The 25,938-nt window shown below is 60.7% G+C and carries 24 protein-coding genes; 17 read left to right on the plus strand and 7 right to left on the minus strand.

Features of this window, described 5'->3' with window-relative positions:
• Positions 1 to 69: 69 nt before the first annotated feature.
• The 3 genes from ACTJKS_RS02125 to ACTJKS_RS02135 all read right to left on the minus strand — a co-directional run bounded on the left by ACTJKS_RS02125 (position 70) and on the right by ACTJKS_RS02135 (position 3,801).
• Positions 70 to 1,386, minus strand: a complete 1,317-nt coding sequence (locus ACTJKS_RS02125) for an MFS transporter (RefSeq protein WP_086792209.1) — start codon at positions 1,384 to 1,386, stop codon at positions 70 to 72.
• A gap of 357 nt (positions 1,387 to 1,743) precedes the next feature.
• Positions 1,744 to 2,976: an HlyC/CorC family transporter gene (locus ACTJKS_RS02130; protein ID WP_108181781.1), complete on the minus strand. Its 1,233-nt coding sequence runs from the start codon at positions 2,974 to 2,976 to the stop codon at positions 1,744 to 1,746.
• Positions 2,977 to 2,988: 12 nt separating this feature from the next.
• Entirely contained in the window at positions 2,989 to 3,801 is an 813-nt protein-coding gene (locus ACTJKS_RS02135; protein WP_041063136.1) for a cytochrome C assembly family protein, read from the minus strand.
• A 195-nt stretch (positions 3,802 to 3,996) separates the two neighbouring features.
• On the opposite strand from ACTJKS_RS02135, the gene ffh reads away from it, so the two are divergent.
• The 6 genes from ffh (at position 3,997) to ACTJKS_RS02165 (ending at position 8,127) form a co-directional block, all read left to right on the plus strand.
• A complete protein-coding gene (gene ffh / locus ACTJKS_RS02140; protein ID WP_041063139.1) occupies positions 3,997 to 5,373 on the plus strand; it encodes a signal recognition particle protein in 1,377 nt (458 codons plus the stop codon).
• A gap of 249 nt (positions 5,374 to 5,622) precedes the next feature.
• Positions 5,623 to 5,874 (plus strand): 30S ribosomal protein S16, encoded by a 252-nt coding sequence (rpsP, locus tag ACTJKS_RS02145; protein ID WP_003185073.1) that lies wholly within the window; start codon positions 5,623 to 5,625, stop codon positions 5,872 to 5,874.
• Positions 5,875 to 5,879: 5 nt separating this feature from the next.
• Positions 5,880 to 6,416 carry a ribosome maturation factor RimM gene (gene rimM / locus ACTJKS_RS02150; protein WP_108181782.1) on the plus strand — a complete coding sequence of 179 codons (537 nt, stop codon included), beginning with the start codon at positions 5,880 to 5,882 and terminating at the stop codon, positions 6,414 to 6,416.
• A gap of 3 nt (positions 6,417 to 6,419) precedes the next feature.
• On the plus strand, positions 6,420 to 7,172 hold the full coding sequence (gene trmD / locus ACTJKS_RS02155) for a tRNA (guanosine(37)-N1)-methyltransferase TrmD (RefSeq protein WP_095138289.1): 753 nt from the start codon (positions 6,420 to 6,422) through the stop codon (positions 7,170 to 7,172).
• Between the two features lie 45 nt (positions 7,173 to 7,217).
• Entirely contained in the window at positions 7,218 to 7,568 is a 351-nt protein-coding gene (rplS, locus tag ACTJKS_RS02160; protein ID WP_003175895.1) for a 50S ribosomal protein L19, read from the plus strand.
• Positions 7,569 to 7,713: 145 nt separating this feature from the next.
• Positions 7,714 to 8,127, plus strand: a complete 414-nt coding sequence (locus ACTJKS_RS02165; RefSeq protein WP_108181783.1) for an acyl-CoA thioesterase — start codon at positions 7,714 to 7,716, stop codon at positions 8,125 to 8,127.
• A 100-nt stretch (positions 8,128 to 8,227) separates the two neighbouring features.
• Here ACTJKS_RS02165 and ACTJKS_RS02170 read toward each other — a convergent pair whose 3' ends face one another.
• A complete protein-coding gene (locus ACTJKS_RS02170; protein ID WP_108181784.1) occupies positions 8,228 to 10,036 on the minus strand; it encodes a cation:proton antiporter in 1,809 nt (602 codons plus the stop codon).
• 108 nt (positions 10,037 to 10,144) lie between these two features.
• Between ACTJKS_RS02170 and xerD the strand changes: the two genes are divergently transcribed.
• The 7 genes from xerD (at position 10,145) to ACTJKS_RS02205 (ending at position 17,374) form a co-directional block, all read left to right on the plus strand.
• Positions 10,145 to 11,041, plus strand: coding sequence for a site-specific tyrosine recombinase XerD (gene xerD / locus ACTJKS_RS02175; protein ID WP_108181785.1), 897 nt, complete (start codon positions 10,145 to 10,147; stop codon positions 11,039 to 11,041).
• 238 nt (positions 11,042 to 11,279) lie between these two features.
• Positions 11,280 to 12,011: a bifunctional protein-disulfide isomerase/oxidoreductase DsbC gene (gene dsbC, locus ACTJKS_RS02180; RefSeq protein ID WP_007967782.1), complete on the plus strand. Its 732-nt coding sequence runs from the start codon at positions 11,280 to 11,282 to the stop codon at positions 12,009 to 12,011.
• Between the two features lie 131 nt (positions 12,012 to 12,142).
• On the plus strand, positions 12,143 to 13,447 hold the full coding sequence (locus ACTJKS_RS02185; protein ID WP_145597577.1) for a homoserine dehydrogenase: 1,305 nt from the start codon (positions 12,143 to 12,145) through the stop codon (positions 13,445 to 13,447).
• A gap of 66 nt (positions 13,448 to 13,513) precedes the next feature.
• The gene (gene thrC, locus ACTJKS_RS02190; RefSeq protein WP_108181786.1) at positions 13,514 to 14,923 is read left to right on the plus strand and encodes a threonine synthase; all 1,410 of its coding nucleotides are present in this window, start codon (positions 13,514 to 13,516) and stop codon (positions 14,921 to 14,923) included.
• Between the two features lie 119 nt (positions 14,924 to 15,042).
• Positions 15,043 to 16,395 (plus strand): transporter substrate-binding domain-containing protein, encoded by a 1,353-nt coding sequence (locus tag ACTJKS_RS02195; protein ID WP_262947977.1) that lies wholly within the window; start codon positions 15,043 to 15,045, stop codon positions 16,393 to 16,395.
• Positions 16,396 to 16,522: 127 nt separating this feature from the next.
• The gene (locus ACTJKS_RS02200) at positions 16,523 to 16,930 is read left to right on the plus strand and encodes a response regulator (protein WP_086792202.1); all 408 of its coding nucleotides are present in this window, start codon (positions 16,523 to 16,525) and stop codon (positions 16,928 to 16,930) included.
• 162 nt (positions 16,931 to 17,092) lie between these two features.
• The gene (locus ACTJKS_RS02205; RefSeq protein WP_041063178.1) at positions 17,093 to 17,374 is read left to right on the plus strand and encodes a DUF3509 domain-containing protein; all 282 of its coding nucleotides are present in this window, start codon (positions 17,093 to 17,095) and stop codon (positions 17,372 to 17,374) included.
• A gap of 176 nt (positions 17,375 to 17,550) precedes the next feature.
• Here the strand turns inward: ACTJKS_RS02205 and ACTJKS_RS02210 are convergent, their stop codons facing one another.
• Together ACTJKS_RS02210 and ACTJKS_RS02215 are read right to left on the minus strand one after the other, a co-directional pair.
• The gene (locus ACTJKS_RS02210) at positions 17,551 to 18,510 is read right to left on the minus strand and encodes a TIGR02285 family protein (RefSeq protein WP_232966780.1); all 960 of its coding nucleotides are present in this window, start codon (positions 18,508 to 18,510) and stop codon (positions 17,551 to 17,553) included.
• Positions 18,458 to 19,657 (minus strand): CaiB/BaiF CoA transferase family protein, encoded by a 1,200-nt coding sequence (locus tag ACTJKS_RS02215; RefSeq protein ID WP_108181788.1) that lies wholly within the window; start codon positions 19,655 to 19,657, stop codon positions 18,458 to 18,460. Before ACTJKS_RS02215 ends, ACTJKS_RS02210 begins: the two co-directional genes overlap by 53 nt.
• A 146-nt stretch (positions 19,658 to 19,803) precedes the next feature.
• On the opposite strand from ACTJKS_RS02215, the gene ACTJKS_RS02220 reads away from it, so the two are divergent.
• From ACTJKS_RS02220 to ACTJKS_RS02235, 4 genes are all read left to right on the plus strand, one after another.
• Positions 19,804 to 20,346, plus strand: a complete 543-nt coding sequence (locus ACTJKS_RS02220) for a YaeQ family protein (protein WP_041063193.1) — start codon at positions 19,804 to 19,806, stop codon at positions 20,344 to 20,346.
• A 55-nt stretch (positions 20,347 to 20,401) separates the two neighbouring features.
• Positions 20,402 to 22,111, plus strand: a complete 1,710-nt coding sequence (recJ, locus tag ACTJKS_RS02225; RefSeq protein WP_041063196.1) for a single-stranded-DNA-specific exonuclease RecJ — start codon at positions 20,402 to 20,404, stop codon at positions 22,109 to 22,111.
• A 266-nt stretch (positions 22,112 to 22,377) separates the two neighbouring features.
• Positions 22,378 to 23,484, plus strand: coding sequence for an NADH:flavin oxidoreductase/NADH oxidase (locus tag ACTJKS_RS02230; protein ID WP_108181789.1), 1,107 nt, complete (start codon positions 22,378 to 22,380; stop codon positions 23,482 to 23,484).
• A gap of 83 nt (positions 23,485 to 23,567) precedes the next feature.
• On the plus strand, positions 23,568 to 24,101 hold the full coding sequence (locus ACTJKS_RS02235) for a GNAT family N-acetyltransferase (protein WP_108181790.1): 534 nt from the start codon (positions 23,568 to 23,570) through the stop codon (positions 24,099 to 24,101).
• Positions 24,102 to 24,253: 152 nt separating this feature from the next.
• Here the strand turns inward: ACTJKS_RS02235 and ACTJKS_RS02240 are convergent, their stop codons facing one another.
• Positions 24,254 to 25,882, minus strand: coding sequence for a glucan biosynthesis protein D (locus ACTJKS_RS02240; protein ID WP_108181791.1), 1,629 nt, complete (start codon positions 25,880 to 25,882; stop codon positions 24,254 to 24,256).
• Positions 25,883 to 25,938: the final 56 nt, after the last annotated feature.

Consider the following 25,938-nt stretch of genomic DNA (forward strand, 5'->3'; position numbering starts at 1 on the left):
TGGTTGTGCACAAAGTTTGTGATCAACCGAAAACCCTGTGGGAGCGGGCTTGCCCGCGATAGCGATCTATCAGGCAACCTGATTCAAATCGTTGCCACGCGTTTCCTTCAGGCACAGCACCGCAATCAGGCTGAGCACCGCTGCCGCCGACACATACCCGCCGACATAACTCAAACCACCCATCGCCACCAGTTTCTGCGCGAAGAACGGAGCCGCCGAGGCGCCGACGATCCCGCCCAGGTTGTAAGCCGCCGATGCACCGGTATAGCGCACGTGCGTCGGAAACAGTTCCGGCAACAGCGCGCCCATCGGGGCAAACGTCACGCCCATCAGGAACAGCTCGATGCACAGGAACAGCGCCACGCCCCAGGTCGAACCTTGCGTCAGCAACGGCTCCATCAGAAACCCGGACAGAATCGCCAGCACGCCGCCAACGATCAGCACCGGTTTGCGCCCGTAACGATCGCTGGCCCAGGCGGACAACGGTGTAGCCGCCGCCATGAACAGCACGGCAAAACACAGCAGTCCAAGAAACGTCTCGCGGCTGTAGCCGAGGGTGGACACGCCGTAGCTCAGGGAAAACACCGTCGAGATGTAAAACAGCGCGTAGCACACCACCATCGCCGCCGCGCCGAGCAGGGTGGGCGCCCAATATTGGCTGAACAGCTCGACCAGCGGCACTTTCACTCGCTCCTGACGGGCAATCGCGTTGGCGAACACCGGCGTTTCGTGAAGCTTGAGGCGTACATACAGACCGACCATCACCAGCACTGCGCTGAGCAGAAACGGAATCCGCCAGCCCCAGCTGCGGAACTGCTCGTCATTGAGGGTCATGGCCAGGGTCAGGAACAACCCATTGGCCGCTAGAAAACCGATCGAAGGCCCCAGTTGCGGGAACATGCCGAACCACGCCCGCTTGCCCTTCGGCGCATTCTCGGTGGCCAGCAACGCCGCGCCACCCCATTCGCCGCCCAGGCCCAACCCCTGACCGAAACGCAGCACGCACAACAGAATCGGGGCCCAGGCGCCAATGCTGTCGTAACCCGGCAGCACCCCGATCAGGGTGGTGCACACGCCCATCAGCAAGAGTGAGGCGACCAGCGTCGATTTGCGCCCGATGCGGTCACCGAAATGGCCGAACAGCGCCGAACCCAGCGGCCGGGCGAGGAAAGCGATGCCGAAGGTGAGAAACGCCGAAAGCATCTGCGCGGTGCCGGAAGTCTGCGGAAAGAATACCGGCCCGATCACCAGTGCAGCGGCGGTGGCGTAGACATAGAAGTCGTAAAACTCGATGGCGGTGCCGATGAAACTCGCCGTCGCCACGCGGGTGGCGGAGTTGGTCGGCTGGGCAGGCGCGGTGGCGCTGTAAGCGGTACTGGTCGTCATGCGGTGATCCCTGACAGTCATGGCTCCGTTGGAGCGAATTATTATGGTTGAACACCCAGGGATGTGGGATGAGACGCGAGCGCTGTTTCGAGTAGGAACAGTCGTCGGGGTAGTGCGGAAAATGGCCGAAACCGCTTTAGTGCGGGGTAAGCACAGGGCTCGGCAGCGCTTGGGTAAGCGGCTCGATTATAGGAAGGGGGCTAACGATCAAACAAGAGCAAAAGATTGCAGCGGATTGACGTCGATTGATCTTCCTGTGGCGAGGGAGCTTGCTCCCGCTGGGTTGCGAAGCGACCCCAACACATTTACGGCCGCTNCGCGCCCGAGCGGGAGCAAGCTCCCTCGCCACAAAAGCGCTTAAACCTTGGCAGGCACCGAGCTCGTATGCCAGATCAACACCTTGCTCACCCGGTTGTCCTCGGTCTCGAGAATCTCCAGTCGGTAGCGGCCGATCTTCAGACACACCGCGCTGTCCGGAATGGTTTCCAGCGCCTCGGTCACCAGGCCGTTGAGGGTTTTCGGCCCGTCGCTCGGCAAATGCCAGCCCAGGCATTTGTTCAACTCGCGGATCGACGCGGTGCCGTCGATCACCATGCGCCCGTCGGGCTGCGGATGGATGTGCGGGTTGTCGAGGCTGTGCTCGCTTTCGAATTCGCCGACGATCTCTTCGAGAATGTCTTCCAGGGTAACGATGCCCAGCACTTCGCCGTATTCGTCCACCACCATGCCCAGCCGGCGCTGCTGTTTGTGAAAATTGAGCAGTTGCAGTTGCAGCGGCGTGCTTTCCGGAACGAAGTACGGTTCGTAGCTGGCGGCCAGCAGCGCTTCGCGGGTCAGCTCGCCATCGTTGAGCAGATGGCGGATTTGCCGGGTGTTGAGCACCGCTTCGACCTGGTTGATGTCGCTGTGGAACACCGGCAGGCGCGTGCGTTTGTTGTGGCGCAGTTGTTCGATGATCTCTTCGATCGAGTCGTCGAGGTTGATGCCGTCGACATCGCTGCGTGGCACCAGAATGTCGTTGACCGTGATGTTGTCCAGCGCGTGGATCCCGGGAACCGGGTGGGCGCGAGACGGGTGTTCCGGGTCGTCGTTCGGGTCGGCAGGTTCTTCGTCTTCGCTTTGCTGCACCACTTGGGGCTTGCGGGCGAAGGGACGCAGCAGCAAACCGCTGATGCGGCTCAGTAGCCAGGCCAGTGGATAAAGAATCTTCAGCGGTACTGTCAGCAGGGTATTGCCGAAGGACAGCACGGCCTCCGGATAGCGCTGGGCCACCGTGCGCGGGAAGTAATCGGCAAACACCAGCAACACGGCAGCGGCACCGAGGCAGGCTGCCCACGGGCCGTTTTCTTCGCAAAGAAAGATCGCCAGCAGCGTGGCGATCACTACCGCGAGGGCGCGGCACAGGGTATTGCACAGAATCAGACTGTCGAGCGGGAAGCTCAACTTCGCCAGCGGTTTATCGCTGGCGCGCGAGGCGGCGCGTTGCGCGAGCAGGTGCTGCTGCGCGATTTCGACGGCGGTAAACAGCCCCGACCATAAAATCAGCAGGACAAATACCGCGAGCATCGGCCCTATGGGCAAACCGTCCATTTATGCCGCCCGTCAGATGTGCAGGATGTATTCACGAACCAGTTTGCTGCCGAAATACGCCAACATCAGCAGGCAGAAACCAGCGAGGGTCCAGCGAATCGCCTTGTGGCCGCGCCAGCCGAGGCGGTTGCGGCCCCACAACAGCACGCTGAACACGATCCAGGCCAGGCACGCCAGCAAGGTCTTGTGCACCAGATGCTGGGCGAACAGGTTCTCGACGAACAGCCAGCCGGAGATCAGCGACAGCGACAGCAGCGTCCAGCCGGCCCAGAGGAAGCCGAACAACAGGCTTTCCATGGTTTGCAGCGGCGGGAAGTTCTTGATCAGGCCCGACGGGTGCTTGTGCTTGAGCTGGTGATCCTGCACCAGCAGCAGCAAGGCCTGGAATACTGCGATGGTGAACATGCCGTAGGCGAGGATCGACAGCAGGATGTGAGCGAGGATGCCCGGCTCTTCGTCGATGATCTGCACCGTACCGGCCGGCGCGAACTGCGCCAGCAACACCGTGGCCGCGCCGAGTGGGAACAGCAGCACCAGGAGGTTTTCCACCGGGATCCGCGAGCAGGCCAGCAGCGTCAGGGCGATGACGGCCGCGGCGATCAGGCTGGCGGCGCTGAAGAAGTCCAGGCCCAGGCCGATCGGCGTCAGCAGGTGAGTGAGCAGGCTGGCGCTGTGGGCGAGCACGGCGAGGATGCCGAGCGTAACCAGCAGGCGCTTGTTCGCCTTGGCGCCGGAGGCCAGGCGGGTGCCCTGATAAAGGGTCGCAGCGGCATAAAGGAGAGCGGCGGCGAGCGTGGTCAGCAAACTGGGTGACAAGGGGAGCATAAATCCTGTTAGGCAGGCCCGAAAGGCGCTGAGTTTGGCATAGAACCGCCACACCACGAAAGTGCGAGGTGTCCGCCCGACGCAGTCTTCGCTATAATCCGCGACCTGCCCACGCCGCAGGCTCGCCGAGCACATGTTGAATCCGGTCTGGGCCGCCATTATCCCGGTCTACACAGGGCCTGAAAGGATCGCGCAATGTTTGAAAACTTAACCGACCGTCTCTCGCAGACGCTGCGCCATGTCACCGGCAAAGCGAAGCTGACTGAAGACAATATCAAAGACACCCTGCGCGAAGTGCGCATGGCGTTGCTCGAAGCCGACGTCGCCCTGCCGGTGGTCAAGGACTTCGTCAATTCGGTCAAGGAGCGCGCTGTCGGCACCGAGGTGTCGCGCAGCCTGACGCCGGGCCAGGCATTCGTGAAAATCGTCCAGGCCGAACTCGAAAGCCTGATGGGCGCGGCCAACGAAGACTTGAACCTGAGCGCCGTGCCGCCCGCCGTCATTCTGATGGCCGGTCTGCAGGGTGCCGGTAAAACCACCACCGCCGGCAAGCTCGCGCGCTTCCTTAAAGAGCGCAAGAAGAAGTCGGTGATGGTCGTGTCGGCGGACATCTACCGCCCGGCGGCTATCAAGCAGCTGGAAACCCTGGCCAACGACATCGGCGTGACGTTCTTCCCGTCCGATCTGAGCCAGAAGCCGGTCGACATCGCCAACGCGGCTATTAAAGAAGCAAAACTCAAATTCATCGACGTGGTCATCGTCGACACCGCCGGTCGTCTGCACATCGATGAAGAGATGATGGGCGAGATCAAGGCGCTGCACGCCGCGATCAAGCCGGTCGAAACCCTGTTTGTGGTCGACGCCATGACCGGTCAGGACGCCGCCAACACGGCCAAGGCCTTCGGTGATGCGCTGCCACTGACCGGTGTGATCCTGACCAAGGTCGACGGCGATGCCCGAGGCGGTGCGGCGCTGTCGGTACGCGCGATCACCGGCAAGCCGATCAAGTTCATTGGTATGGGCGAGAAGAGCGAAGCACTCGATCCGTTCCACCCTGAGCGTATCGCTTCGCGGATCCTCGGCATGGGTGACGTGCTCAGCCTGATCGAACAGGCTGAAGCGACCCTCGACAAGGACAAGGCCGACAAGCTGGCCAAGAAGCTGAAGAAGGGCAAGGGCTTCGACCTCGAAGACTTCCGCGATCAGCTGCAACAGATGAAGAACATGGGCGGCCTCGGCGGACTGATGGACAAACTGCCGAGCATCGGCGGCGTCAACCTGTCGCAAATGGGCAATGCCCAGAACGCGGCAGAGAAGCAGTTCAAACAGATGGAAGCCATCATCAACTCCATGACCCCGGCCGAGCGCCGCGACCCTGAGCTGATCAGCGGTTCGCGCAAGCGCCGGATCGCCATGGGTTCCGGCACCCAGGTGCAGGACATCGGTCGCTTGATCAAGCAGCACAAGCAGATGCAGAAGATGATGAAGAAATTCACCGCCAAGGGCGGTATGGCGAAAATGATGCGCGGCATGGGCGGTATGTTGCCCGGCGGCGGCATGCCAAAAATGTAAAGATCTCGCCGGTCGTCGCACCGGCGCAGACCCTGCAAGGACGCAGGATCAACAGCAAACCCGCACTCGGCGGGAGCTGACCGGCCGTTTTCATCGACGGCTCTATATGCAAATCCGCACGGCATGCCATAGGCGCCGGAAAAAGTCATTTGCAAAAGTCCGGATATTCCTTAGAATATGCGGCCTTTCGGGCACCCATGCCCGCTGTGCATTTAGATTTGCAGCACCGACTACAGGAACGATGTTCACATGCTAACAATCCGTCTTGCCCTTGGCGGCTCCAAAAAGCGCCCGTTTTACCACCTGACCGTAACCGACTCGCGTAACCCGCGTGACGGCTCCCACAAAGAACAGGTTGGCTTCTTCAACCCTGTTGCCCGTGGTCAGGAAATCCGTCTGTCCGTGAACCAAGAGCGCGTAGCCTACTGGCTGAGCGTTGGTGCACAGCCTTCTGAGCGTGTTGCTCAGTTGCTGAAGGAATCTGCCAAGGCTGCAGCCTGAGCAGTATGAGCGCGACGCCAGAAAAAGCTGATGACCTGATCGTTGTCGGCAAGATTTTTTCGGTTCACGGCGTTCGCGGCGAGGTGAAGGTCTTTTCCTTTACCGATCCGATTGAAAACCTGTTGGACTACCGCCACTGGACGCTTCGGCGCGAAGGCGTGGTGAAACAGGTCGAGCTGGTCAGCGGCCGGTCCACTCAAAAGGATCTGGTTGCCAAGCTCAAAGGCCTCGACGATCGCGATGAAGCCCGTCTTCTGAGCGGTTACGAGATTTGCATCTCGCGAAGCCTTTTGCCCAACCTGACAGGCGACGAGTACTACTGGTACCAGTTGCAGGGTCTGAGCGTCATCAACCAGGACGAGCAATTGTTCGGCAAGGTTGATCACCTGTTGGAAACCGGCGCGAACGATGTATTGGTGGTCAAGCCCTGCGCGGGCAGCCTGGATGATCGTGAGCGGTTGTTGCCCTACACGGAGCAATGCGTGCTGACAATCGATCTGGATGCAGGCGTGATGAGGGTGGAATGGGACGCGGACTTCTAAGCAATGGCCAGCCTGCGCGTAGACGTCATAACGTTGTTCCCCGAGATGTTCTCGGCCATCAGTGAGTACGGCATTACCAGTCGTGCGGTCAAACAGGGGCTGTTGCAACTGACCTGTTGGAATCCGCGGGATTACACGACGGATCGGCATCACACTGTGGACGATCGCCCGTTTGGCGGTGGTCCGGGCATGGTGATGAAGATCAAGCCCCTGGAAGATGCTCTGGTTCAGGCCAAGGCAGCAGCCGGGGAGGCGGCGAAGGTGATTTACCTGTCCCCCCAAGGCCGTCAACTGACTCAGTCGGCGGTACGCGAGTTGGCAAGATCGGATGCATTGATCCTGATTGCCGGCCGCTATGAAGGCATTGACGAGCGCTTTATTGAGGCTCATGTCGATGAAGAGTGGTCGATTGGTGACTATGTACTGTCTGGCGGCGAGCTGCCGGCCATGGTCATGATCGATGCGGTTACACGACTGCTGCCCGGAGCTTTAGGGCATGCGGATTCCGCTGAGGAAGATTCCTTTACGGATGGTCTGCTGGATTGCCCGCACTACACCCGACCTGAGGTGTATGCGGATCAGCGTGTTCCCGACGTGTTGCTGAGTGGCAATCACGCGCATATCCGGCGTTGGCGTTTACAGCAGTCCCTTGGTCGGACCTATGAACGACGCGCCGATCTTCTGGAAAGCCGCTCGCTTTCTGGAGAAGAGAAGAAGCTGCTCGAGGAATACATCCGCGAGCGGGACGATAGTTAACAACGTATCGATGGTAGATCAGTTGATTTACCTTAGGAGCACAGCATGACCAACAAAATCATCCTTGCACTCGAAGCAGAGCAGATGACCAAAGAAATCCCTACCTTTGCCCCAGGCGACACCATTGTCGTTCAGGTGAAAGTGAAGGAAGGCGATCGTTCCCGTCTGCAAGCGTTCGAAGGCGTTGTCATCGCCAAGCGTAACCGCGGCGTGAACAGTGCGTTCACCGTTCGTAAAATCTCCAACGGTGTTGGCGTAGAACGTACTTTCCAGACCTACTCCCCGCAGATCGACAGCATGGCTGTCAAACGTCGCGGTGACGTACGTAAAGCCAAGCTGTACTACCTGCGCGACCTGTCGGGTAAAGCAGCTCGCATCAAGGAAAAACTGGCTTAAGTCCAGCTTCCGATGCAGAAAAAAGCAGCCTACGGGCTGCTTTTTTGTTGCCCGCAATAAACTGCCCCCACTGTAGGAGCTGCCGAAGGCTGCGATCTTTTGATCTTGCTTGTGTTTCGGGAGCCAGAAATCAGAGCCATTCTTTATGACCACCCGCGACCAGGAAATCCAGCGCCGCACCGAACTCTCGGTAACGCGCGTGACCAAAGCCGTCTTCCCGCCGACCACCAACCATCACAACACCCTGTTCGGCGGCACCGCGCTGGCGTGGATGGACGAAGTGTCGTTCATCACCGCCACACGCTTTTGCCGCCTGCCGCTGGTGACGGTTTCAACCGACCGGATCGACTTCAACCACGCGATCCCGGCCGGCTCCATCGTCGAACTGGTGGGACGGGTGATCAAAGTCGGCAACACCAGCCTCAAGGTCGAGGTGGAAGTGTTTGTCGAGAGCATGAGCTGCGATGGTCGCGAGAAGGCGATCCACGGGCAGTTCAGCTTTGTGGCGATTGATGATGACAAGCGGCCGGTGCCGGTGCTGCCCGGATTTCCTGCCTGATCCGGAACCGAGTCGCGCCATTCGCGAGCAGGCTCGCTCCCACAGGTTTTGTGTTCACCCCGGACACTGTGGGAGCGGGCTTGCTCGCGAAGGCGTCAGTTCAGGTATCGCTGGCCTCCGGCTGAATCAGCGCCAACAAGGTCCACCCGGATCCCGGTTTCACAGCAGTCTCCGGCGTCACCACATGCACCCAGCCGCTGTCATCACGCATGAACAGCAGGGTCGCCCGATTGCCATGCAATGCCTGGTAATCCTCCCAACCGAACCCGTCCGTCAGCGTCGTGCTGTACAGTTCGGCGCCGTTGCTGATCAGGCTGGCCAGCTTGGCATAGGTCAGCGCCTCGCTCCCCAGCTGATTGCCGCGATGTTCCAGGCTTGCCCGATGCTTGTCACTGCGACGACTTTCCTGACCACTGGCCAGACCAAACAGGCGTTGATGACCAAAGTCGTGTCGAAAACGCATTGCCGCCAAAGTATTCAATTCGCCCGAGGGCGATAGCGCCAATAGATGCCCCAGCCCCACCAGATCCAGATGCGCATCGGCATGCTGCGACGCCGGGTTACCGAAGTACGTCGGCAAACCCTCCATGCGTGCCGCGCGAATATTTTCCCAACTCGAATCGGTCAACAGTACGCGGCTGCCCAGTTGCTGCAACGATTTGCCCAGCAGACGCGCCGGGCCGTTGGCGCCGACGATCAGGAAGCCGCTCGGCGCCGGTTCGGCAACGTTCAGCAAACGTGCCAAGGGTCGCGCGGTTGCGCTTTGCAGCACCACAGTGCCGATGATCACCGCGAAAGTCAGCGGCACCAGCAGCAGCGCACCTTCGTGTCCGGCTTGATCCAGGCGAATCGCGAAAATCGCCGACACCGCTGCCGCCACGATCCCGCGCGGGGCGATCCAGCACAGCAAGGCGCGTTCACGCCAGCTCAGGCTGGAGCCGGCAGTGCTCAACAGCACGTTCAGCGGGCGCGCGATCAGTTGAATCACCAGCAGCAGAATCAGCACCAACGGCCCGAGGCTGATCAGTGCATGCAGATCCAGCCGCGCCGCGAGCAGAATGAACAGTCCGGAAATCAGCAAAACGCTCAGGTTTTCCTTGAAGTGCAGGATGTGCCGCACATCCACGCCCTTCATGTTCGCCAGCCACATGCCCATCAGCGTCACCGCCAGCAGGCCGGACTCGTGCATCACCTGATTCGACGCGATGAAAATCCCCAACACCGCCGCCAGCGAGGCGAGGTTGTGCAGGTATTCCGGCAGCCATTGGCGACGGATGATGGTGCCGAGCACCCAGCCGCCGACCACCCCGAATACGCTGCCGCAGACAATCACGCCGCCGAAGGTCAACAGGCTCTGTTCGAGGCCATTACCCTCGGAGCGGGCGATGATGAAGCTGTAGACCACCACCGCGAGCAGGGCGCCGATCGGGTCAATGACGATGCCTTCCCAGCGCAGAATGTTGGCGATCGAGGCTTTCGGTCGCACCACCCGCAGCATCGGCACGATCACCGTCGGCCCGGTCACCAGCGTCAGGCTGCCGAACAGGATCGCTAGCAGCCAGTCGAAGCCAAGCAGGAAGTGGGTCGCGACGGCAATCACCACCCAGGTCGTGAGCGCGCCGATTGTCACCAGGCGATGCACGACGCTGCCGATCTCGCGCCATTCCGACAGATGCAGGGTCAGACTGCCCTCAAACAGGATCAACGCGACCGCCAGCGACACCAGCGGCATCAGCAGCGGGCCGAACATTTCCTGCGGGTCGAGCCAGCCGAGCACCGGGCCCGCGAGAATCCCGGTCAGCAACAAAAACAGAATGGCCGGCAGCTTCAGGCGCCACGCCAGCCACTGGCAACCCAGCGCAGCGGCGCCGATCCCGCCAAATGCCAAGAGAATTTGTTGTTCGTTCATTGAAGCTCCTTGTTCCTTGAAATGGCGGGCTATGAAAGACTAGCGGCCATTCCTACAGTTCACTCGACATTTGCGCGCAGCCCCGGAGGTTGTGTGTCTTGAGCGCCCATGCCTGCCATCGACCATCCGCTGATTGACCAATTCCTCGACGCCCTGTGGCTGGAAAAGGGCCTGTCCGACAATACCCGCGGCGCCTACCGCAGCGATCTGGCGCTGTTCAACGGCTGGCTGCAGGAGAAAAACCTCGAGCTGATCAATGCTGGTCGCGAGTTGATCCTTGATCACCTGTCCTGGCGTCTGGAGCAGAACTACAAACCGCGCTCCACCGCACGATTTCTCTCCGGTGTGCGTGGCTTTTATCGCTATCTGCTGCGGGAAAAGCTGATTACGATCGATCCGACCTTGCGCGTCGACATGCCGCAACTGGGCAGGCCACTGCCCAAATCGTTGTCGGAAGCGGACGTCGAAGCGCTGCTCAGGGCACCGGACCTGAGCGAAGCCATCGGTCAGCGTGATCGCGCGATGCTTGAAGTGCTGTACGCCTGCGGGCTGCGCGTGACCGAACTGGTGAGCCTGACGCTGGAGCAGGTCAACCTGCGTCAGGGCGTGTTGCGGGTGATGGGCAAGGGCAGCAAGGAGCGCCTGGTGCCGATGGGCGAGGAGGCGATTGTCTGGGTCGAGCGCTACCTGCGTGATGGTCGTAGCGAGCTGCTGGGCGGGCGCCCCAGCGATGTGCTGTTCCCCAGCCAGCGCGGCGAACAGATGACGCGCCAGACCTTCTGGCACCGGATCAAGCATTGGGCCAAGGTCGCCGGGATCGGCAAATCACTTTCACCGCACACGTTGCGCCACGCCTTCGCCACGCACCTGCTCAACCACGGCGCCGACCTTCGGGTGGTGCAGATGTTGCTGGGTCACAGCGACCTTTCCACTACTCAAATCTACACCCACGTCGCCCGCGCGCGGTTGCAGGATCTGCACGCCAAACATCACCCAAGAGGCTGATTGCCCCCCCCCCTGTAGGAGCTGCCGAAGGCTGCGATCTTTTGATCTTGCTTGTGATTCCAAAAGCAAAGTCAAAAGATCGCAGCCTTCGGCAGCTCCTACATGTCTTGTGTCAGGCGCATTCGGCCACCGTGGCCTTATGTGTTAGGCTTTGCCGGTTTGCACGATGGACGGTTATGACCCGGTGTTCCGGCACGGGCGTTCTGACCGTTTCATTTGTCCGCCTTCAGGAGTTCTCATGCGTCTGACCCAGATTTTCGCCGCCGCAGCCATTGCGTTGGTCAGCACCTTTGCCGTCGCCGATGACGCGGCCGACAAAGCCATTCGTCAAAGCCTGGAAAAACTCGAACTCGAGGTTCCGGTAGAAAGCATCAGCGCCAGCCCGTTGCCGGGCATGTATGAAGTCAAGCTCAAGGGCAGCCGCGTGCTGTACGCCAGCGCCGACGGCCAGTACATCGTTCAGGGCTACCTGTTCCAGCTCAAGGACGGCAAGCCGGTCAACCTGACCGAGAAGACCGAACGCCTGGGCATCTCCAAACTGATCAATGCCATTCCAGTGGCCGAAACCGTGGTGTATCCGGCGGTGGGCGAAACCAAATCGCACATCACCGTGTTCACCGACACCACCTGCCCGTACTGCCACAAACTGCACGCCGAAGTGCCCGAGCTGAACAAGCGCGGCATCGAAGTGCGTTACGTGGCGTTCCCGCGTCAGGGCCTCGGCTCGCCGGGTGACGAGCAACTGCAGGCCGTGTGGTGCTCGACCGACAAGAAAGCCGCCATGGACAAAATGGTCGATGGCAAGGAAATCAAGGCCGCCAAGTGCGCGAACCCGGTTTCCAAACAGTTCGCTTTGGGTCAGTCGATCGGCGTGAACGGCACACCGGCCATCGTTTTGGCCGACGGGCAGGTCATTCCGGGCTACCAGCCGGCGCCACAAGTCGCCAAACTGGCGCTGGGCGCCAAGTAATTCGCATCGTCACGGTCCGCCGTTGACGATCATGGTCAGGCAGCAGCATCGCCGGGCCATTAATAGAGAGCCGCGAGTGCGCGGTTGTTTTCCGGCCGACCTTGCGTCGGCCGTTTCATGGGGAGTTCACAGTGAATCCGGTCAAAGTAGGCATCTGTGGGTTAGGGACCGTCGGTGGCGGTACCTTCAACGTACTTCAGCGCAACGCCGAGGAAATTGCTCGTCGTGCCGGGCGTGGGATCGAAGTGGCACAAATTGCCATGCGCACGCCAAAGCCTCAGTTCCAGACGACCGGTATTGCGATTACCAACGATGTCTTCGAAGTGGCCACGAACCCTGAGATCGACATCGTCATAGAGCTCATGGGCGGCTACACCGTTGCCCGCGAGCTGGTACTCAAGGCCATCGAGAATGGCAAGCATGTGGTCACCGCGAACAAGGCACTGATTGCCGTTCACGGTAATGAGATTTTCGCCAAGGCACGCGAAAAAGGCGTGATCGTGGCGTTCGAAGCAGCCGTGGCCGGTGGCATTCCGGTGATCAAGGCGATCCGTGAAGGCCTGTCCGCCAACCGCATCAATTGGGTGGCCGGGATCATCAACGGTACCGGTAACTTCATCCTCACCGAAATGCGCGAGAAGGGTCGCACCTTCGAAGACGTGCTGGCCGAAGCGCAAGCGCTGGGCTACGCCGAAGCCGATCCGACCTTCGACGTCGAAGGCATCGACGCGGCGCACAAGCTGACGATTCTGGCGTCGATCGCGTTCGGCATTCCGCTGCAATTCGATAAGGCTTATACCGAAGGCATCACCCAGCTGACCACCGCCGACGTGAATTACGCCGAAGCGTTGGGCTACCGCATCAAGCACCTCGGTGTAGCGCGCAGCACCGCTGCCGGTATCGAGCTGCGCGTACACCCGACGCTGATCCCGGCCGATCGTCTGATCGCCAACGTCAACGGCGTGATGAACGCCGTGATGGTCAACGGTGACGCTGCCGGCTCGACCCTGTTTTACGGCGCTGGCGCCGGCATGGAGCCGACCGCTTCGTCGGTGATCGCCGACCTCGTGGACGTGGTTCGCGCGATGACCTCCGATCCGGAAAACCGCGTACCGCACCTGGCCTTCCAGCCGGACTCGCTGTCGGCCCATCCGATCCTGCCGATCGAGGCCTGCGAAAGTGCCTACTACCTGCGCATCCAGGCCAAGGACCATCCGGGCGTTCTGGCTCAGGTGGCAAGCATCCTTTCGGAGCGCGGTATCAACATCGAGTCGATCATGCAGAAGGAAGTCGAAGAGCATGACGGTCTGGTACCGATGATCCTGCTGACCCACCGCGTGGTCGAGCAGCGTATCAACGATGCGATCGCTGCCCTCGAAGCCCTGGCCGGCGTGAATGGTCCGGTTGTGCGGATCCGCGTCGAGCACCTGAACTAAGTCGTTGTCCTGCAATGGCCCCGTGAAAGGGGCCACTGTTGTGCACACTCTCCATTGGAGTCAGTCATGCGTTACATCAGTACCCGCGGCCAGGCACCGGCCCTGAATTTCGAAGACGTCCTGCTGGCCGGTCTCGCCACCGACGGCGGTCTGTACGTCCCGGAAAACCTGCCACGTTTCACCCAGGAAGAAATCGCTTCCTGGGCCGGCCTGCCGTATCACGAGCTAGCCTTCCGGGTCATGCGCCCGTTTGTCACCGGCAGCATTCCTGACGCGGATTTCAAAAAGATCCTCGAAGAAACCTACGGCGTGTTCTCGCACAGCGCCGTGGCGCCGCTGCGTCAGCTCAACGGCAACGAATGGGTGCTGGAGCTGTTCCACGGCCCGACCCTGGCGTTCAAGGACTTTGCCCTGCAACTGCTCGGTCGTCTGCTCGATTACGTGCTGGAAAAGCGCGGCGAGCGCGTGGTCATCGTCGGTGCCACCTCGGGTGACACCGGTTCGGCCGCCATCGAAGGCTGCAAGCATTGCGAAAACGTCGACATCTTCATCCTGCACCCGCACAACCGTGTGTCCGAAGTGCAGCGTCGGCAGATGACGACGATTGTCGGCGAGAACATCCACAACATCGCCATCGAAGGCAACTTCGATGACTGCCAGGAAATGGTCAAGAACAGCTTCGCCGACCAGAGCTTCCTCAAGGGCACGCGCCTGGTAGCGGTGAACTCGATCAACTGGGCGCGGATCATGGCCCAGATCGTCTACTACTTCCACGCAGCCCTGCAGCTGGGCGGCCCGGCGCGTTCGGTGGCGTTCTCGGTGCCGACCGGCAATTTCGGCGACATTTTCGCCGGGTACCTGGCGCGCAACATGGGTCTGCCGATCAACCAGTTGATCGTCGCCACCAACCGCAACGACATCCTGCACCGCTTCATGAGCGGCAATCAGTACGTCAAGGAAACCCTGCACGCCACGCTGTCGCCGTCGATGGACATCATGGTCTCGTCGAACTTCGAACGCCTGCTGTTCGACCTGCACGGTCGCAACGGCGCGGCCATCGCCGGGCTGATGGATTCGTTCAAGCAGGGCGGTGGCTTCAGCGTCGAGCAAGAACGCTGGACCGAAGCCCGCAAACTGTTCGACTCGCTGGCCGTGGATGACGCGCAAACCTGCGAAACCATCGCCGAAGTCTACGCGCAATGCGGCGAAGTGCTGGACCCGCACACCGCCATCGGCGTCAGGGCCGCCCGCGAATGCCGTCGCAGCCTGGACATCCCGATGGTGATTCTGGGCACTGCACATCCGGTGAAATTCCCGGATGCCGTGGAGAAAGCCGGTGTAGGAAAAGCTCTCGAACTGCCTGCACATCTTTCTGATTTGTTTGAGCGAAACGAGCGTTGCACCGTTCTGCCGAACGAACTGAAAGCCGTACAGGCCTTTGTCAGCCAGCATGGCAACCGCGGCAAGCCGTTGTAAGCCGAAAAAGCTGTCACATTTTGAAGCCCGTCTCCTGACGGGCTTTTTTGTTTCTGCTGCCACACTGCTCGGGTTTTCGCCCATGAAGGACGGGTGAGTCGATCACGAAGGAAGTGGCAATGCTGTTTGAAAGAGGATGGAAACACACCCTGAAGCAGGTTCTGCTGTTGTGCCTGTTGTACGGCTGGCGCGTGAGCGCGGCGGCGCATCTGGCGCATGAGAAAGAGAAGTTGAACATCGGCACTGTGGTGCTGGATGAGGCAGAGCGGCAATGGATTCGCGATAATCCGACGGTGATCGTGGCGGCGGAGCAGTACCCGTTGTACCTGTTTCTGGACGAGCACGGTCATTGGAGCGGCCTCAACAGCGATGTGCTCAAGCGCATCAGCGCCATGACCGGCTTGCAGTTCATCTACCGGGAATCCTTTTCCACCGCGCAAATGCTCGAGCGCCTGGAAACCGGTGCTGCGGACATCAGCACAACCCTGGCGATGAATGATGAACGCCGATTGAGCCTGGATTTCAGTCATGCCTTTGGCGGTGCCGGCTGGGTATTTGTCGGCCGCGCCGGCGAGCCGCAGGTGCAGTCACTGGAGCAGTTGGCCAAACGGGTGCTGGTATTGCCGGGTCGGCATGCGCTGGAGGGGGTGATCCGGCGCGATTATCCGTCCATCGAGTTACGTTCGGTGAAAACCTATGCCGAGGCGCGGGCGCTGGTCGAAAGCGGTGAGGCCTATGCCACCATCGAAAATGAAATCGGTGCGCAACTCTATCCCTCCGGCCTGCTGAAGGTCGGCGAATTGCTGGAGGGGAAATGGGAGGCCGATCTTCTGGCCGTGCGCAAGGGTCAGCCGCAATTGCTGAGCATCCTGAACAAGGCGCTTGAAGCGTTCCCGGCTTCCGAACTCCGGGCCATTCGCCTGAACTGGCTGGGCGGCATCGGGCCGAAACCTGCCGCCGCCGGTTGGCAGCACTGGCTCCGCTCGAGCTGCTGGGGGGTGGTTTTGGTGGGGGGCTTTTGCGTGATGTCGCTGTTATGGAATCGGCGAATGGCGGCCGTGATCAAGCGGCATCGAGACGTGCAAAGCGAGCTCGACGATCAGTTGGTCTTCCAGCGTGCATTGATTGATGCCATGCCCGATCCGGTGTTCGTCCGTGACCTGGAAGGGCGCCTGATCCTGTGCAACAAGAGTTACGAAGAGGCCTTGTCGCTCCGCTTTGAGCAGGTGCAGGGATGCCGTTTGATCGAGGTCGATGCGCTACCGCGAGCCACTGCCGCCACGCTGCATGATGAGTTCATGATTCAGTTGAGAACGCGCAGGACCCGCTTCAGCAAGCGCCGTTTGCAATTCAACGATGGCAATCGGGAAATCTACCAGTGGACCGTCCCGTTCTACAGCGCCAAAGGGGAATTGCGCGGCCTGCTCGGGGGCTGGACAGATATCACCCAGCGTGAGGCTGAGGCGGGATAAGGTCCGCATTGATATTGGGAAATTTCCTATGTCTCGCGCCTCTTTTTCCGATGGGGGACTGAAGGAGGCTCGCCTAAAGTGGGCAACCCCTGCGGCGAGTCCGCGATTGCCGTTTCCGAGGTCGCCCATGCGCTCGCTCAAAGTCCTGATTCTCGAACCAGATCCTTATCGAATGATGGCGTTGCACCAGATGCTCAACGCGTTCGGTATCTATGACGTGCTCACGGCGTCATCGCTGGCCTCGGCACGCTGCTCGCTGGAACGTCGTACAAGGGTCGACATCGCGATCTGCGATCCGCAGCTGAAAGGCGGGGAAGGCCTGGCGCTGATCCGGCATCTGGCGGCCGAGCGGGAGGCCAGTGCTGTCATTCTGTTGGGGCGAGTAGCACCGGGCCTGCTGAGCGATCTCGAAAGCCTGCTGCAAACACAGGCGTTGATGCTGCTGGGGCGCCTGCAAACGCCGGTTTCGGCGGTGCTGATGCGCGGGCTGCTGGACCGCTACCTGCAAACGGCAGCCCAGCCGGCCGGTGCCTGAACCGACGGTTATGTTTCTGTCATCTTCACCGTGCATGCTCTGACAGACCGCTAACTGCTTCGTGAGCAGCGCGGCATTCAGAACTTTCTTCTCGGGCCGGTGGTCACTTAATGTGAACACGCCCCAGGCACAATGTTTTCGGACTATTGAGTGGAGATCGAGATGGAAAGTATCAGTCTATTGCTCGGTGAGGCTCTGAGCCCGTATCAGGTGACGTTGACTCCGTGTGGCGCCCATGGCGAATGCCTGGTGACGCTGAAGAACAGCAACGGCGCCCTTGTGGTCGAGCGCGAATTCAATCAGGCGCAGTTGACCGACAAACGCCTGCTGACCGATGTGGTCGACGGTTTGCACCGCGACGTCCTTATCGCCGAAGGGCGGCTGGAGCCCTGTGTCATCGCGGCTTTGCGCAATGCGGCGCTGGATAAGCGTGCGGCACTGTAAAGATGAAATATTTTTTGTGGGAACCTTCCTGCATCCCCGTCAGTCAGACCCCGTAACAGCAGGATCAAGCATTGTGCTCCGGTGCTTGTCGCTTGCTGCTACGGGTCTTTATGTAGACCGCGTTTAACCCCGAGTCGTCTCCCCACTTCTCGGGGTTTCTTTTTGCCCGCAGGTTTTTATTGCGCGGCCTGTTGTTCGAAAAAGATTCGTGCCTGTTGCAGGTAATCCGTGCGCATTTCGGGGTCCAGCCAGTCGGCATACGACTGATTCAGTTGCTCATGGGGCAGGGTACGCAGCAGTTGGTTGATCTCACTGATCGCCTGACGGCCCTGAGGCGTATCGGAACACCCGACATAGCCGGACAGATATTTGCCGGTGCCACGAATCGGATAGAACACCAGTTGGTCTTCGGCGATTTGCGCCTGATGCGCCTGATAGCGGATCTCCGGCCAGTAACCCAACACCACTTGCAGCCGCCCCAGGCGCTGCATCGATAGCAGGCTGCTCAGGGCGTCGTTGCCATAATGCGGCGTCAGCGCACCGTCCGGGGCCTGCTTGAGCAGCGTGTCGAGATACTCGCCGTAACTGCGTTCTGCGACGACGCCGACCTTGATTTCGCCGTTGGCCAGAAATGCCGTCAGATCAACTTCACCGTCGACCAGGTATGGCGCCAGTACCTCGCGATCTTGCTGACGCACCACCAAACCATTACTGACAGCGCGAAACGCCGGAATAGAGAAAGCGATCCATTGCGTGCGCTCCTTGCTCCAGATCAGCGACGGATCGCAAGTGAAGGTCGGCTCGTGCAGCATCTGCATGCCCCGGGCGCGATTGACCCGCATCAGCGTGTGTTCGTATTGCGGCATGCCGGCGATCAGCATCGGCATCAGTTGATCGATGACGCCCTGGCCCTTTTTCGGGCCTTCGAAGATGGTCAGGGGCGGCAAGTCGCGCAGCAACCAGATCAGCGTGGGTTTCGCTTGCGCCCAGGCGGGCAGGGCCAGCAGAAACAGCAGGCCGAACAGCCGCCACGTCCACCAGTGGTGGGCGCGGTTGGCGGCCGATGTCTGGCGATGTTTCAGCTTAAATGGCTCCGTCTGTGCGCAACCGGGCGATCTGCTGTTCGTCGTAGCCAAGATCGTGCAGCACCTGCGCATTGTGTTCACCGAGCTGTGGCCCGACCCATTCGGAAGTGCCCGGCGTCTCGGAGAGTTTCGGCACGATGCCCGGCATCTTGAAAGGCTTGCCGTCCGGTAGTTTCGCCTGCAGGAACATTTCCCGGGCGAGGTACTGCGGGTCGCTGAACATGTCTTCGGCACTGAAGATCCGGCTGGCCGGCACTTCCGCCTGGTTGAGCAGGTCGAGCACGCTTTGCAGCGGCAGCGAATTGACCCAACGGTCGATCACCCCATACAGCTCGTCACGGCGAGTGTCGCGCCCGTCGTTGCTCGCCAGCGTCGGGTCGTTGGCCAGATCCTCGCGGCCGATGATCAGCATGAAACGTTTGAAGATCGCGTCGCCATTGGCGCCGATCTGCACATGCTTGCCGTCGGCACTGGTGTGGATCGATGACGGCGTGATGCCCGGCATGATGTTGCCGGTGCGCTCGCGGATGAAACCGAACACGTCGAACTCCGGCACCATGCTTTCCATCATGGCGAAAATCGCCTCGTACAACGCGACATCGACGACCTGGCCGAGGCCACCGTTGACCTCGCGGTGACGCAGGGCCATCAGCGCACCGATCACGCCCCATAACGCGGCAATCGAATCACCGATGGAAATCCCGGTGCGCACCGGTGGCCGATCCTCGAAACCGGTGATGTAGCGCAAGCCGCCCATGGATTCACCGACCGCGCCGAAGCCCGGTTGATCCTTCATCGGCCCGGTCTGGCCGAACCCCGAGAGGCGCACCATCACCAGTTTCGGATTCAGGGCATGCAGGGTTTCCCAGCTCAGCCCGAGTTTTTCCAGGACACCGGGGCGAAAGTTCTCGATCAGGATGTCGGCTTCGCCCAGCAGTTTTTTCAGGATCGCCAGACCCTCGGGGTGCTTGAGATTCAGCGTCAGCGACTTCTTGTTGCGCGCCTGAACGAACCACCACAACGAAGTGCCTTCATACAATTTGCGCCATTTGCGCAGCGGATCGCCGCCGTCGGGCGATTCGACCTTGATCACTTCGGCGCCGAACTCGCCGCAAATGCGTGAGGCGAACGGCCCGGCAATCAACGTACCCAATTCAATGACTTTCACACCGCTGAGCGGTTTGTTGGCGAACGGCATACTGAATCCTGTAGGACAAGGCTGAGCAGATACAGCGTTTTAACATAGCCGGCTGTCAGACGCCGCAGCTTGATCGCCATCAATTCGATGATTGCCTACCGCATCGGTTAGACTTGCCGACTTTCCTCGTATCAAGAAGCCCGTTCATGGCCCAGCCGTCTACCACTTACAAATTCGAACTGAACCTCACTGACCTCGACCGTGGTGTCTACGAGAGCGTCAAGCAGACTATCGCCCGTCACCCTTCGGAAACCGAAGAGCGCATGACCGTGCGGCTGCTGGCCTACGCCCTTTGGTACAACGAACTGCTGTCGTTTGGCCGTGGTCTGTCGGATGTGGATGAACCTGCGCTGTGGGAAAAAAGCCTGGACGACCGTGTTCTGCACTGGATTGAAGTCGGCCAGCCGGATGCCGATCGCCTGACCTGGTGCTCGCGTCGCACCGAACGCACCAGCCTGCTGGCCTATGGCAGCCTGCGCGTATGGGAAGGCAAAGTGGTGCCGGTGGCGAAGAACCTGAAAAACGTCAACATCGCCGCCGTGCCGCAAGAGGTGCTGGAAACCCTGGCCAAGGACATGCCGCGTGTCATCAAGTGGGATGTGATGATCAGCGAAGGCACGATCTTCGTCACCGACGACCGTGGTCAGCACGAAGTCCAGCTGGAATGGCTGGCAGGCGAGCGCGGCTGATCCCGCGTCGCCTGCAGATTAATCCCACGTATTCAAGAGAAGTTTCCGTTACCCCATGCGTATTGATCCTCGACCGTTGCCTGCCACGCTGCCGTTTCTCGGTGATCTGCCACCTTTGCTGACCCGTTTGTACGCGGCGCGGGGCGTTCAATCCGAGGCCGAGCTGGATAAAAGTCTGGCGCGGCTGATTCCGTTCCAGCAGCTCAAGGGCATCGAGGCGGCGGTGGATCTGCTGGTGACGGCGCTGGAGCAGCGTCAGCGGATTCTGATCGTCGGTGACTTCGATGCGGACGGGGCGACGGCCAGTACGGTCGGCGTGCTCGGCTTGCGTCTGCTGGGCGCGGCGCATGTCGATTATCTGGTGCCGAACCGCTTCGAATACGGCTATGGCCTGACCCCGGAAATCGTCGAAGTCGCCCTGACCCGTGAGCCGCAGTTGTTGATCACTGTCGACAACGGCATCTCCAGCGTCGAAGGCGTGGCTGCCGCCAGGCGCGCGGGACTCAAAGTGTTGATCACCGACCACCACTTGCCCGGCGATGAACTGCCGCTGGCCGATGCACTGGTCAACCCGAATCAGCCAGGCTGCGAGTTTCCGAGCAAGGCGCTGGCCGGGGTCGGGGTGATTTTCTACGTGCTGATGGCCTTGCGCGCGCGCCTGCGCAGTCTCGGCTGGTATGAGAGCAAGCCACAGCCGAACATCGGTGAGTTGCTCGATCTGGTGGCGCTGGGCAGCGTCGCCGACGTGGTGCCGTTGGACGCCAACAACCGGATTCTGGTGCATCAAGGCCTTGAGCGGATTCGCGCCGGGCGCGCACGGCCGGGGATCAAGGCGATTCTCGAAGTGGCCAAGCGTGACGCGGCGCGGATTACCTCCACCGACCTGGGTTTCATCGTCGGCCCGCGCTTGAATGCGGCGGGGCGCCTGGATGACATGAGCCTCGGGATCGAATGCCTGCTCACTGCCGACGCCAATCTGGCGCGGGAAATGGCCGCGCAACTGGACGGCATGAACCAGGACCGCAAATCCATCGAGCAGGGCATGCAGCGCGAGGCGCTGGCCCAGCTCAAGGATTTGCCGGTGGAATCAATGCCGTTCGGCCTGTGCCTGTTCGATCCCGAGTGGCATCAGGGCGTGATCGGCATTCTCGCCTCGCGGATGAAAGAGCGTTATTTCCGCCCGACCATTGCCTTCGCCGATGCTGGCGACGGGCTGCTCAAGGGCTCTGGGCGTTCGGTGCAAGGCTTCCACATTCGTGACGCCCTGAGCGTGGTGGCCGCGCAGCATCCGAACCTGATTGCCAAATACGGTGGTCACGCGATGGCGGCGGGCCTGACCTTGCCACAGGAGAATTTTGCGCTGTTCGCCGAGGCTTTCGATGCCGAAGTGCGTCGGCAACTTCGCGAAGAAGACCTGACCGGGCGGATGCTCTCGGACGGCACGCTCGCCGTCGAGGAATTCCACCTCGAACTGGCCCGCGCCCTGCGCCATGCCGGGCCTTGGGGCCAGCATTTTCCGGAGCCGCTGTTCCATGGTGTGTTCCAGTTGGTCGAGCAGCGCGTGGTCGGCGAGCGCCATCTGAAAGTAGTGCTGAAAAGCGAGTGCGGGTCGGTGAAGCTGGATGGCATCGCGTTCGGCATTGACCGTGATGTGTGGCCGAACCCGACCATTCAGTGGGTCGAGCTGGCTTATAAGCTCGACGTTAACGAGTTTCGGGGCAACGAGTCGGTGCAATTGATGATTGCCCACATCGAACCACGCTGACTCCATTCGCGAGCAGGCTCGCTCCCACAGGCACGGTGTTGTCTTTGTGGGAGCGAGCCTGCTCGCGAAAGCACCCTTTCACCACTGAATCACTCTGAACCCTCCCTCATCCCCGGTTGTCGACTAGGCTCTAAGCACTGCTTGATTGGCCTTGTGACGTCTTGTCGAATTTTTTGCCCGCGGGGGCGGGTGCTGCGCCTTTTTTGTCACTCGTCGACTTTTCAAACAGAACCCTGGAGCCTGCCCACTGATTTGAGAGGTGCCCCATGAGTCTGCTGCTCGAACCCTTTACCCTTCGCCAACTGACCCTGCCCAACCGCATCGCCGTGTCACCGATGTGCCAGTACTCCAGCGTCGACGGTCTGGCCAACGACTGGCATCTGGTGCACCTGGGCAGCCGCGCGGTGGGCGGTGCCGGACTGATTTTCACCGAGGCCACGGCGGTCACTGCCGACGGACGAATCACCGCCGAAGACCTCGGTCTGTGGAACGACGAACAGATCGAACCGCTGCAACGCATCACCCGTTTCATCACGGCACAGGGCGCGGTTGCTGGCATTCAACTGGCCCACGCCGGGCGCAAGGCCAGCACCCATCGGCCATGGATCGGCAAACACGGTAGCGTCAAACCGGAGGATGGCGGCTGGACCCCGGTCGGGCCATCGCCGATAGCCTTCGACCCGCAGCACACGCAACCGAAACAGCTCGATGAAGCGCAGATCGCCGAAGTGATCCACGCCTTCGTTGCCGCCGCCAAACGCGCACTGACCGCAGGTTTCAGCGTGGTCGAGGTGCATGCCGCCCACGGTTATCTGCTGCATCAGTTCCTGTCACCGTTGAGCAATCAGCGCCGCGATCAATACGGTGGTTCGTTCGAAAACCGTATTCGGCTGGTCTTGCAAGTCACCGAGGCCGTACGCGAGGTCTGGCCGCAAGAGTTGCCGGTGTTTGTCCGGGTTTCGGCCACCGATTGGGTCGAAGATGGTTGGAACCCGGATGAAACCGTCGAACTGGCGCGCCGCCTCAAGGCATTGGGAGCGGATCTGGTCGACGTCTCTTCCGGTGGTACCGCCGCCAACGCCGAGATTCCTGTGGGGCCGGGTTATCAGACGCGCTTCGCCGAACGGGTGCGCAAGGAGTCAGGCATCGCCACCGGCACCGTCGGCATGATTACCGAGCCGGCGCAGGCCGAGCACATTCTGCGCACCTGTCAGGCCGACATCATCTTCCTCGCTCGCGAGCTGCTGCGTGACCCTTACTGGCCGCTGCATGCCGACGATGATCTGGGTGGGCGCAAAGCGGTATGGCCGGCGCAGTATCAGCGCGCGACCCATCGTGATCAGCCGATTCACGAATCCGATCTGCGCGATTGATTTCAAACCGGCGCAACGTCTATAAAACCCGCCATTGAACCGGCGGGTTTTTTCTTGCCTGCCATTTGCCAAGGAAGTCGAGCATGTTGATCGAGCGAGAACTGACCGAACACGACTTGCCGCTGCTGGCGCAGATCGACCGCAGTGAGCTGGTGGAGGAATGTTATCGGCTGGAAAACGGTGAGCTGATTCTGTACCCGGTACATTTCGACATGCGTGGCTGGCCGGAAGGCGAAGCTGAGGAAAACGCGCTGGCGCTGGAGAAGTGCTTGCGGCGCGGTGGCTGGTTGTACGGGGTTTTCGATGGGCTGGCACTGGTCGCGGCGGTGGTTGTGGATAACCGGGTTATTCACAATCAGGGGTTGAGCATGCGCCAGTTGAAGTTTCTGCACATCAGCCGTGATTACCGCGGGCAAGGGCTGGGGGCGAAGTTGTTTGCGCTGGCTTGTAAGCAGGGGCGACGGTTTGGTGCCGAGGCGTTGTATGTCTCAGCCACCGAATCGCGCAATACCGTGGAGTTTTATCAGCGTCAGGGTTGCCGGTTGGTTGATCAGGCAGATCCTGAGCTGTTTGCCCTGGAACCCTGCGATATCCATTTGCACTGTCCTCTCGGCTGACAACATTCCCTGTAGGAGCTGCCGAAGGCTGCGATCTTTTGACTTTCACGGGGCATGAACAAGATCAAAAGATCGCAGCCTTCGGCAGCTCCTACAGGGATTCGTTCTGCTCAAAAAAACAATGTAGAGGCCCATGCAGGCGCCTCACATCATCAAGGATACTTGCGCTTGTCCGGCGCCGGCGGGAAGTACTGGTACAACCAGGTCTCGCTCAATGTGCGGTCATTGGTGCGGATGAACAGGCGCAGTTCCACCGGGTCGACGCTGTCGCTGGTCGGGTACCAGTCGAACAGGATCCGGTAACCCTTGATGTCATCGAGCACCAGTACGCTGAAGTCCTGCACCTTGCCGTTGGAGCAGGTGACCACCGGTTCGATCCCGGTGCCCTGCGGCAGGCGATCCAGGCCGCCACCGGTGAAGTCCACGGCAAAGCGCCGTGCCCAGACCGGCGGATAGTGCTCGCCCGGTGCCCAGCCTTCGACGAAGCCCCCCATGCCCGAGCGGGTCGCATGCACCCGCGCCAGCGGTGTGCCAACTGGCGGCAGAGCGCTCCAGTAGAGCTTGTAGCCGTAATTCAGCGAGTCGCCGGCGGCCACCGGCTTCTTCGGGGTCCAGAACGCGACGATGTTATCGAGGGTTTCGCCGGTGGTCGGAATTTCCAGCAGATCGATGGAGCCTTCGCCCCACGCGGTTGTAGGCTCGACCCACAGGCTCGGGCGCTTGCTGTACCAGTCGACAGTGTCCTGATAGTTGGCGAATTCGTGGTCGGTCTGCACCAGTCCGAAGCCCTTCGGATCGGTGTCGGCGAACGCGTTGAACTGCAGGGTCGCCGGGTTGTTCAGCGGGCGGCAGATCCACTCGCCATTGCCGCGCCACATCGCCAGGCGATCGGAGTCGTGGATCTGCGGGTGAATGGTGTCGCACATGCGCCGTTCGTGGGTGCCGCAGCTGAACATGCTGGTCATCGGCGCGATGCCCAGTTGTTCGATGGCGGTACGCGCGTTGATGTGAGCGTCGATCTCCATCACCACGCGCTCGGCCTGGCAATCGATGTCGAAGCGATAGGCGCCAGTCGCACTCGGCGAGTCGAGCAGGGCGTAGACCACAAAACGCGTGGCGTTCTGCTCCGGAGTCTCGAACCAGAACTTGGTGAAGTCAGGGAACTCTTCGCGCTTTTTCGCGTAGGTGTCGACGGCCAGGCCACGGGCCGAGAGGCCATATTGGCCAGTGGCATCCACCGCACGGAAGTAGCTGGCGCCGAGGAACGACACCACGTCGTGACGATCCAGCTCCGGCGCCTTGAACAGCTTGAAGCCGGCAAAGCCCAGGTCGCCCTTGAGCTGCTGGGTATCGACCGAGGTGTTCTCGTAATTGAATAGTGTCGGGCGGAAATGCACTTCGCGCGCGGTGCGAGTCTTCGGATCGACGCTGTACATGCGCACTGGCTGGCGGAAACCCATGCCGACGTGGAAGAACTGCACGTCCAGCTGACCCTTGTTTTCCTTCCACAGCGAATGTTCGCCGTCGTAGCGGATCGCGTTGAAATTCTGCGGGGTCATGGTCGCCAGGGTCGGCGGCAGCACCTGTTTAGTGTCCTGATAGGCCGAACCGGCCAGTTGCTTGGCCTGACGCTTGAGCGCTTCGAAATCGAAGGCCTGCGCTTCGCCATCAGCGGCGCCACCATTGGCGGCCCAGGCACGGGCGGCCAGCAGGCCGGAAGCCGAGAGACCGGTGTAAGCCGCAATGGCCATCGACGCTTTGAGCAAATTCCTGCGGTGCATAAATACAACCTGTCGTGAGCAATCCCGCGCCTTTCCTGGCACGTGCTGGATCAGAA

The organism is Pseudomonas sp. 22189, assembly GCF_052045635.1.
GTDB classification, from domain to species: Bacteria; Pseudomonadota; Gammaproteobacteria; order Pseudomonadales; family Pseudomonadaceae; genus Aquipseudomonas; species Aquipseudomonas parakoreensis.

Coding starts and splice junctions, on each gene's coding strand:
- ACTJKS_RS02205 (WP_041063178.1), top strand. CDS start 17,093: ATGGAAAGTATCAGTCTATTGCTCGGTGAGGCTCTGAGCCCGTATCAG.
- rpsP (WP_003185073.1), top strand. CDS start 5,623: ATGCTAACAATCCGTCTTGCCCTTGGCGGCTCCAAAAAGCGCCCGTTT.
- ACTJKS_RS02215 (WP_108181788.1), bottom strand. CDS start 19,657: ATGCCGTTCGCCAACAAACCGCTCAGCGGTGTGAAAGTCATTGAATTG.
- xerD (WP_108181785.1), top strand. CDS start 10,145: ATGCCTGCCATCGACCATCCGCTGATTGACCAATTCCTCGACGCCCTG.
- ACTJKS_RS02235 (WP_108181790.1), top strand. CDS start 23,568: ATGTTGATCGAGCGAGAACTGACCGAACACGACTTGCCGCTGCTGGCG.
- ACTJKS_RS02220 (WP_041063193.1), top strand. CDS start 19,804: ATGGCCCAGCCGTCTACCACTTACAAATTCGAACTGAACCTCACTGAC.
- ACTJKS_RS02170 (WP_108181784.1), bottom strand. CDS start 10,036: ATGAACGAACAACAAATTCTCTTGGCATTTGGCGGGATCGGCGCCGCT.
- ACTJKS_RS02230 (WP_108181789.1), top strand. CDS start 22,378: ATGAGTCTGCTGCTCGAACCCTTTACCCTTCGCCAACTGACCCTGCCC.
- ACTJKS_RS02165 (WP_108181783.1), top strand. CDS start 7,714: ATGACCACCCGCGACCAGGAAATCCAGCGCCGCACCGAACTCTCGGTA.
- thrC (WP_108181786.1), top strand. CDS start 13,514: ATGCGTTACATCAGTACCCGCGGCCAGGCACCGGCCCTGAATTTCGAA.
- recJ (WP_041063196.1), top strand. CDS start 20,402: ATGCGTATTGATCCTCGACCGTTGCCTGCCACGCTGCCGTTTCTCGGT.
- ffh (WP_041063139.1), top strand. CDS start 3,997: ATGTTTGAAAACTTAACCGACCGTCTCTCGCAGACGCTGCGCCATGTC.
- dsbC (WP_007967782.1), top strand. CDS start 11,280: ATGCGTCTGACCCAGATTTTCGCCGCCGCAGCCATTGCGTTGGTCAGC.
- rimM (WP_108181782.1), top strand. CDS start 5,880: ATGAGCGCGACGCCAGAAAAAGCTGATGACCTGATCGTTGTCGGCAAG.
- ACTJKS_RS02195 (WP_262947977.1), top strand. CDS start 15,043: ATGCTGTTTGAAAGAGGATGGAAACACACCCTGAAGCAGGTTCTGCTG.
- ACTJKS_RS02125 (WP_086792209.1), bottom strand. CDS start 1,386: ATGACGACCAGTACCGCTTACAGCGCCACCGCGCCTGCCCAGCCGACC.
- ACTJKS_RS02240 (WP_108181791.1), bottom strand. CDS start 25,882: ATGCACCGCAGGAATTTGCTCAAAGCGTCGATGGCCATTGCGGCTTAC.
- ACTJKS_RS02135 (WP_041063136.1), bottom strand. CDS start 3,801: ATGCTCCCCTTGTCACCCAGTTTGCTGACCACGCTCGCCGCCGCTCTC.
- rplS (WP_003175895.1), top strand. CDS start 7,218: ATGACCAACAAAATCATCCTTGCACTCGAAGCAGAGCAGATGACCAAA.
- ACTJKS_RS02130 (WP_108181781.1), bottom strand. CDS start 2,976: ATGGACGGTTTGCCCATAGGGCCGATGCTCGCGGTATTTGTCCTGCTG.
- ACTJKS_RS02200 (WP_086792202.1), top strand. CDS start 16,523: ATGCGCTCGCTCAAAGTCCTGATTCTCGAACCAGATCCTTATCGAATG.
- trmD (WP_095138289.1), top strand. CDS start 6,420: ATGGCCAGCCTGCGCGTAGACGTCATAACGTTGTTCCCCGAGATGTTC.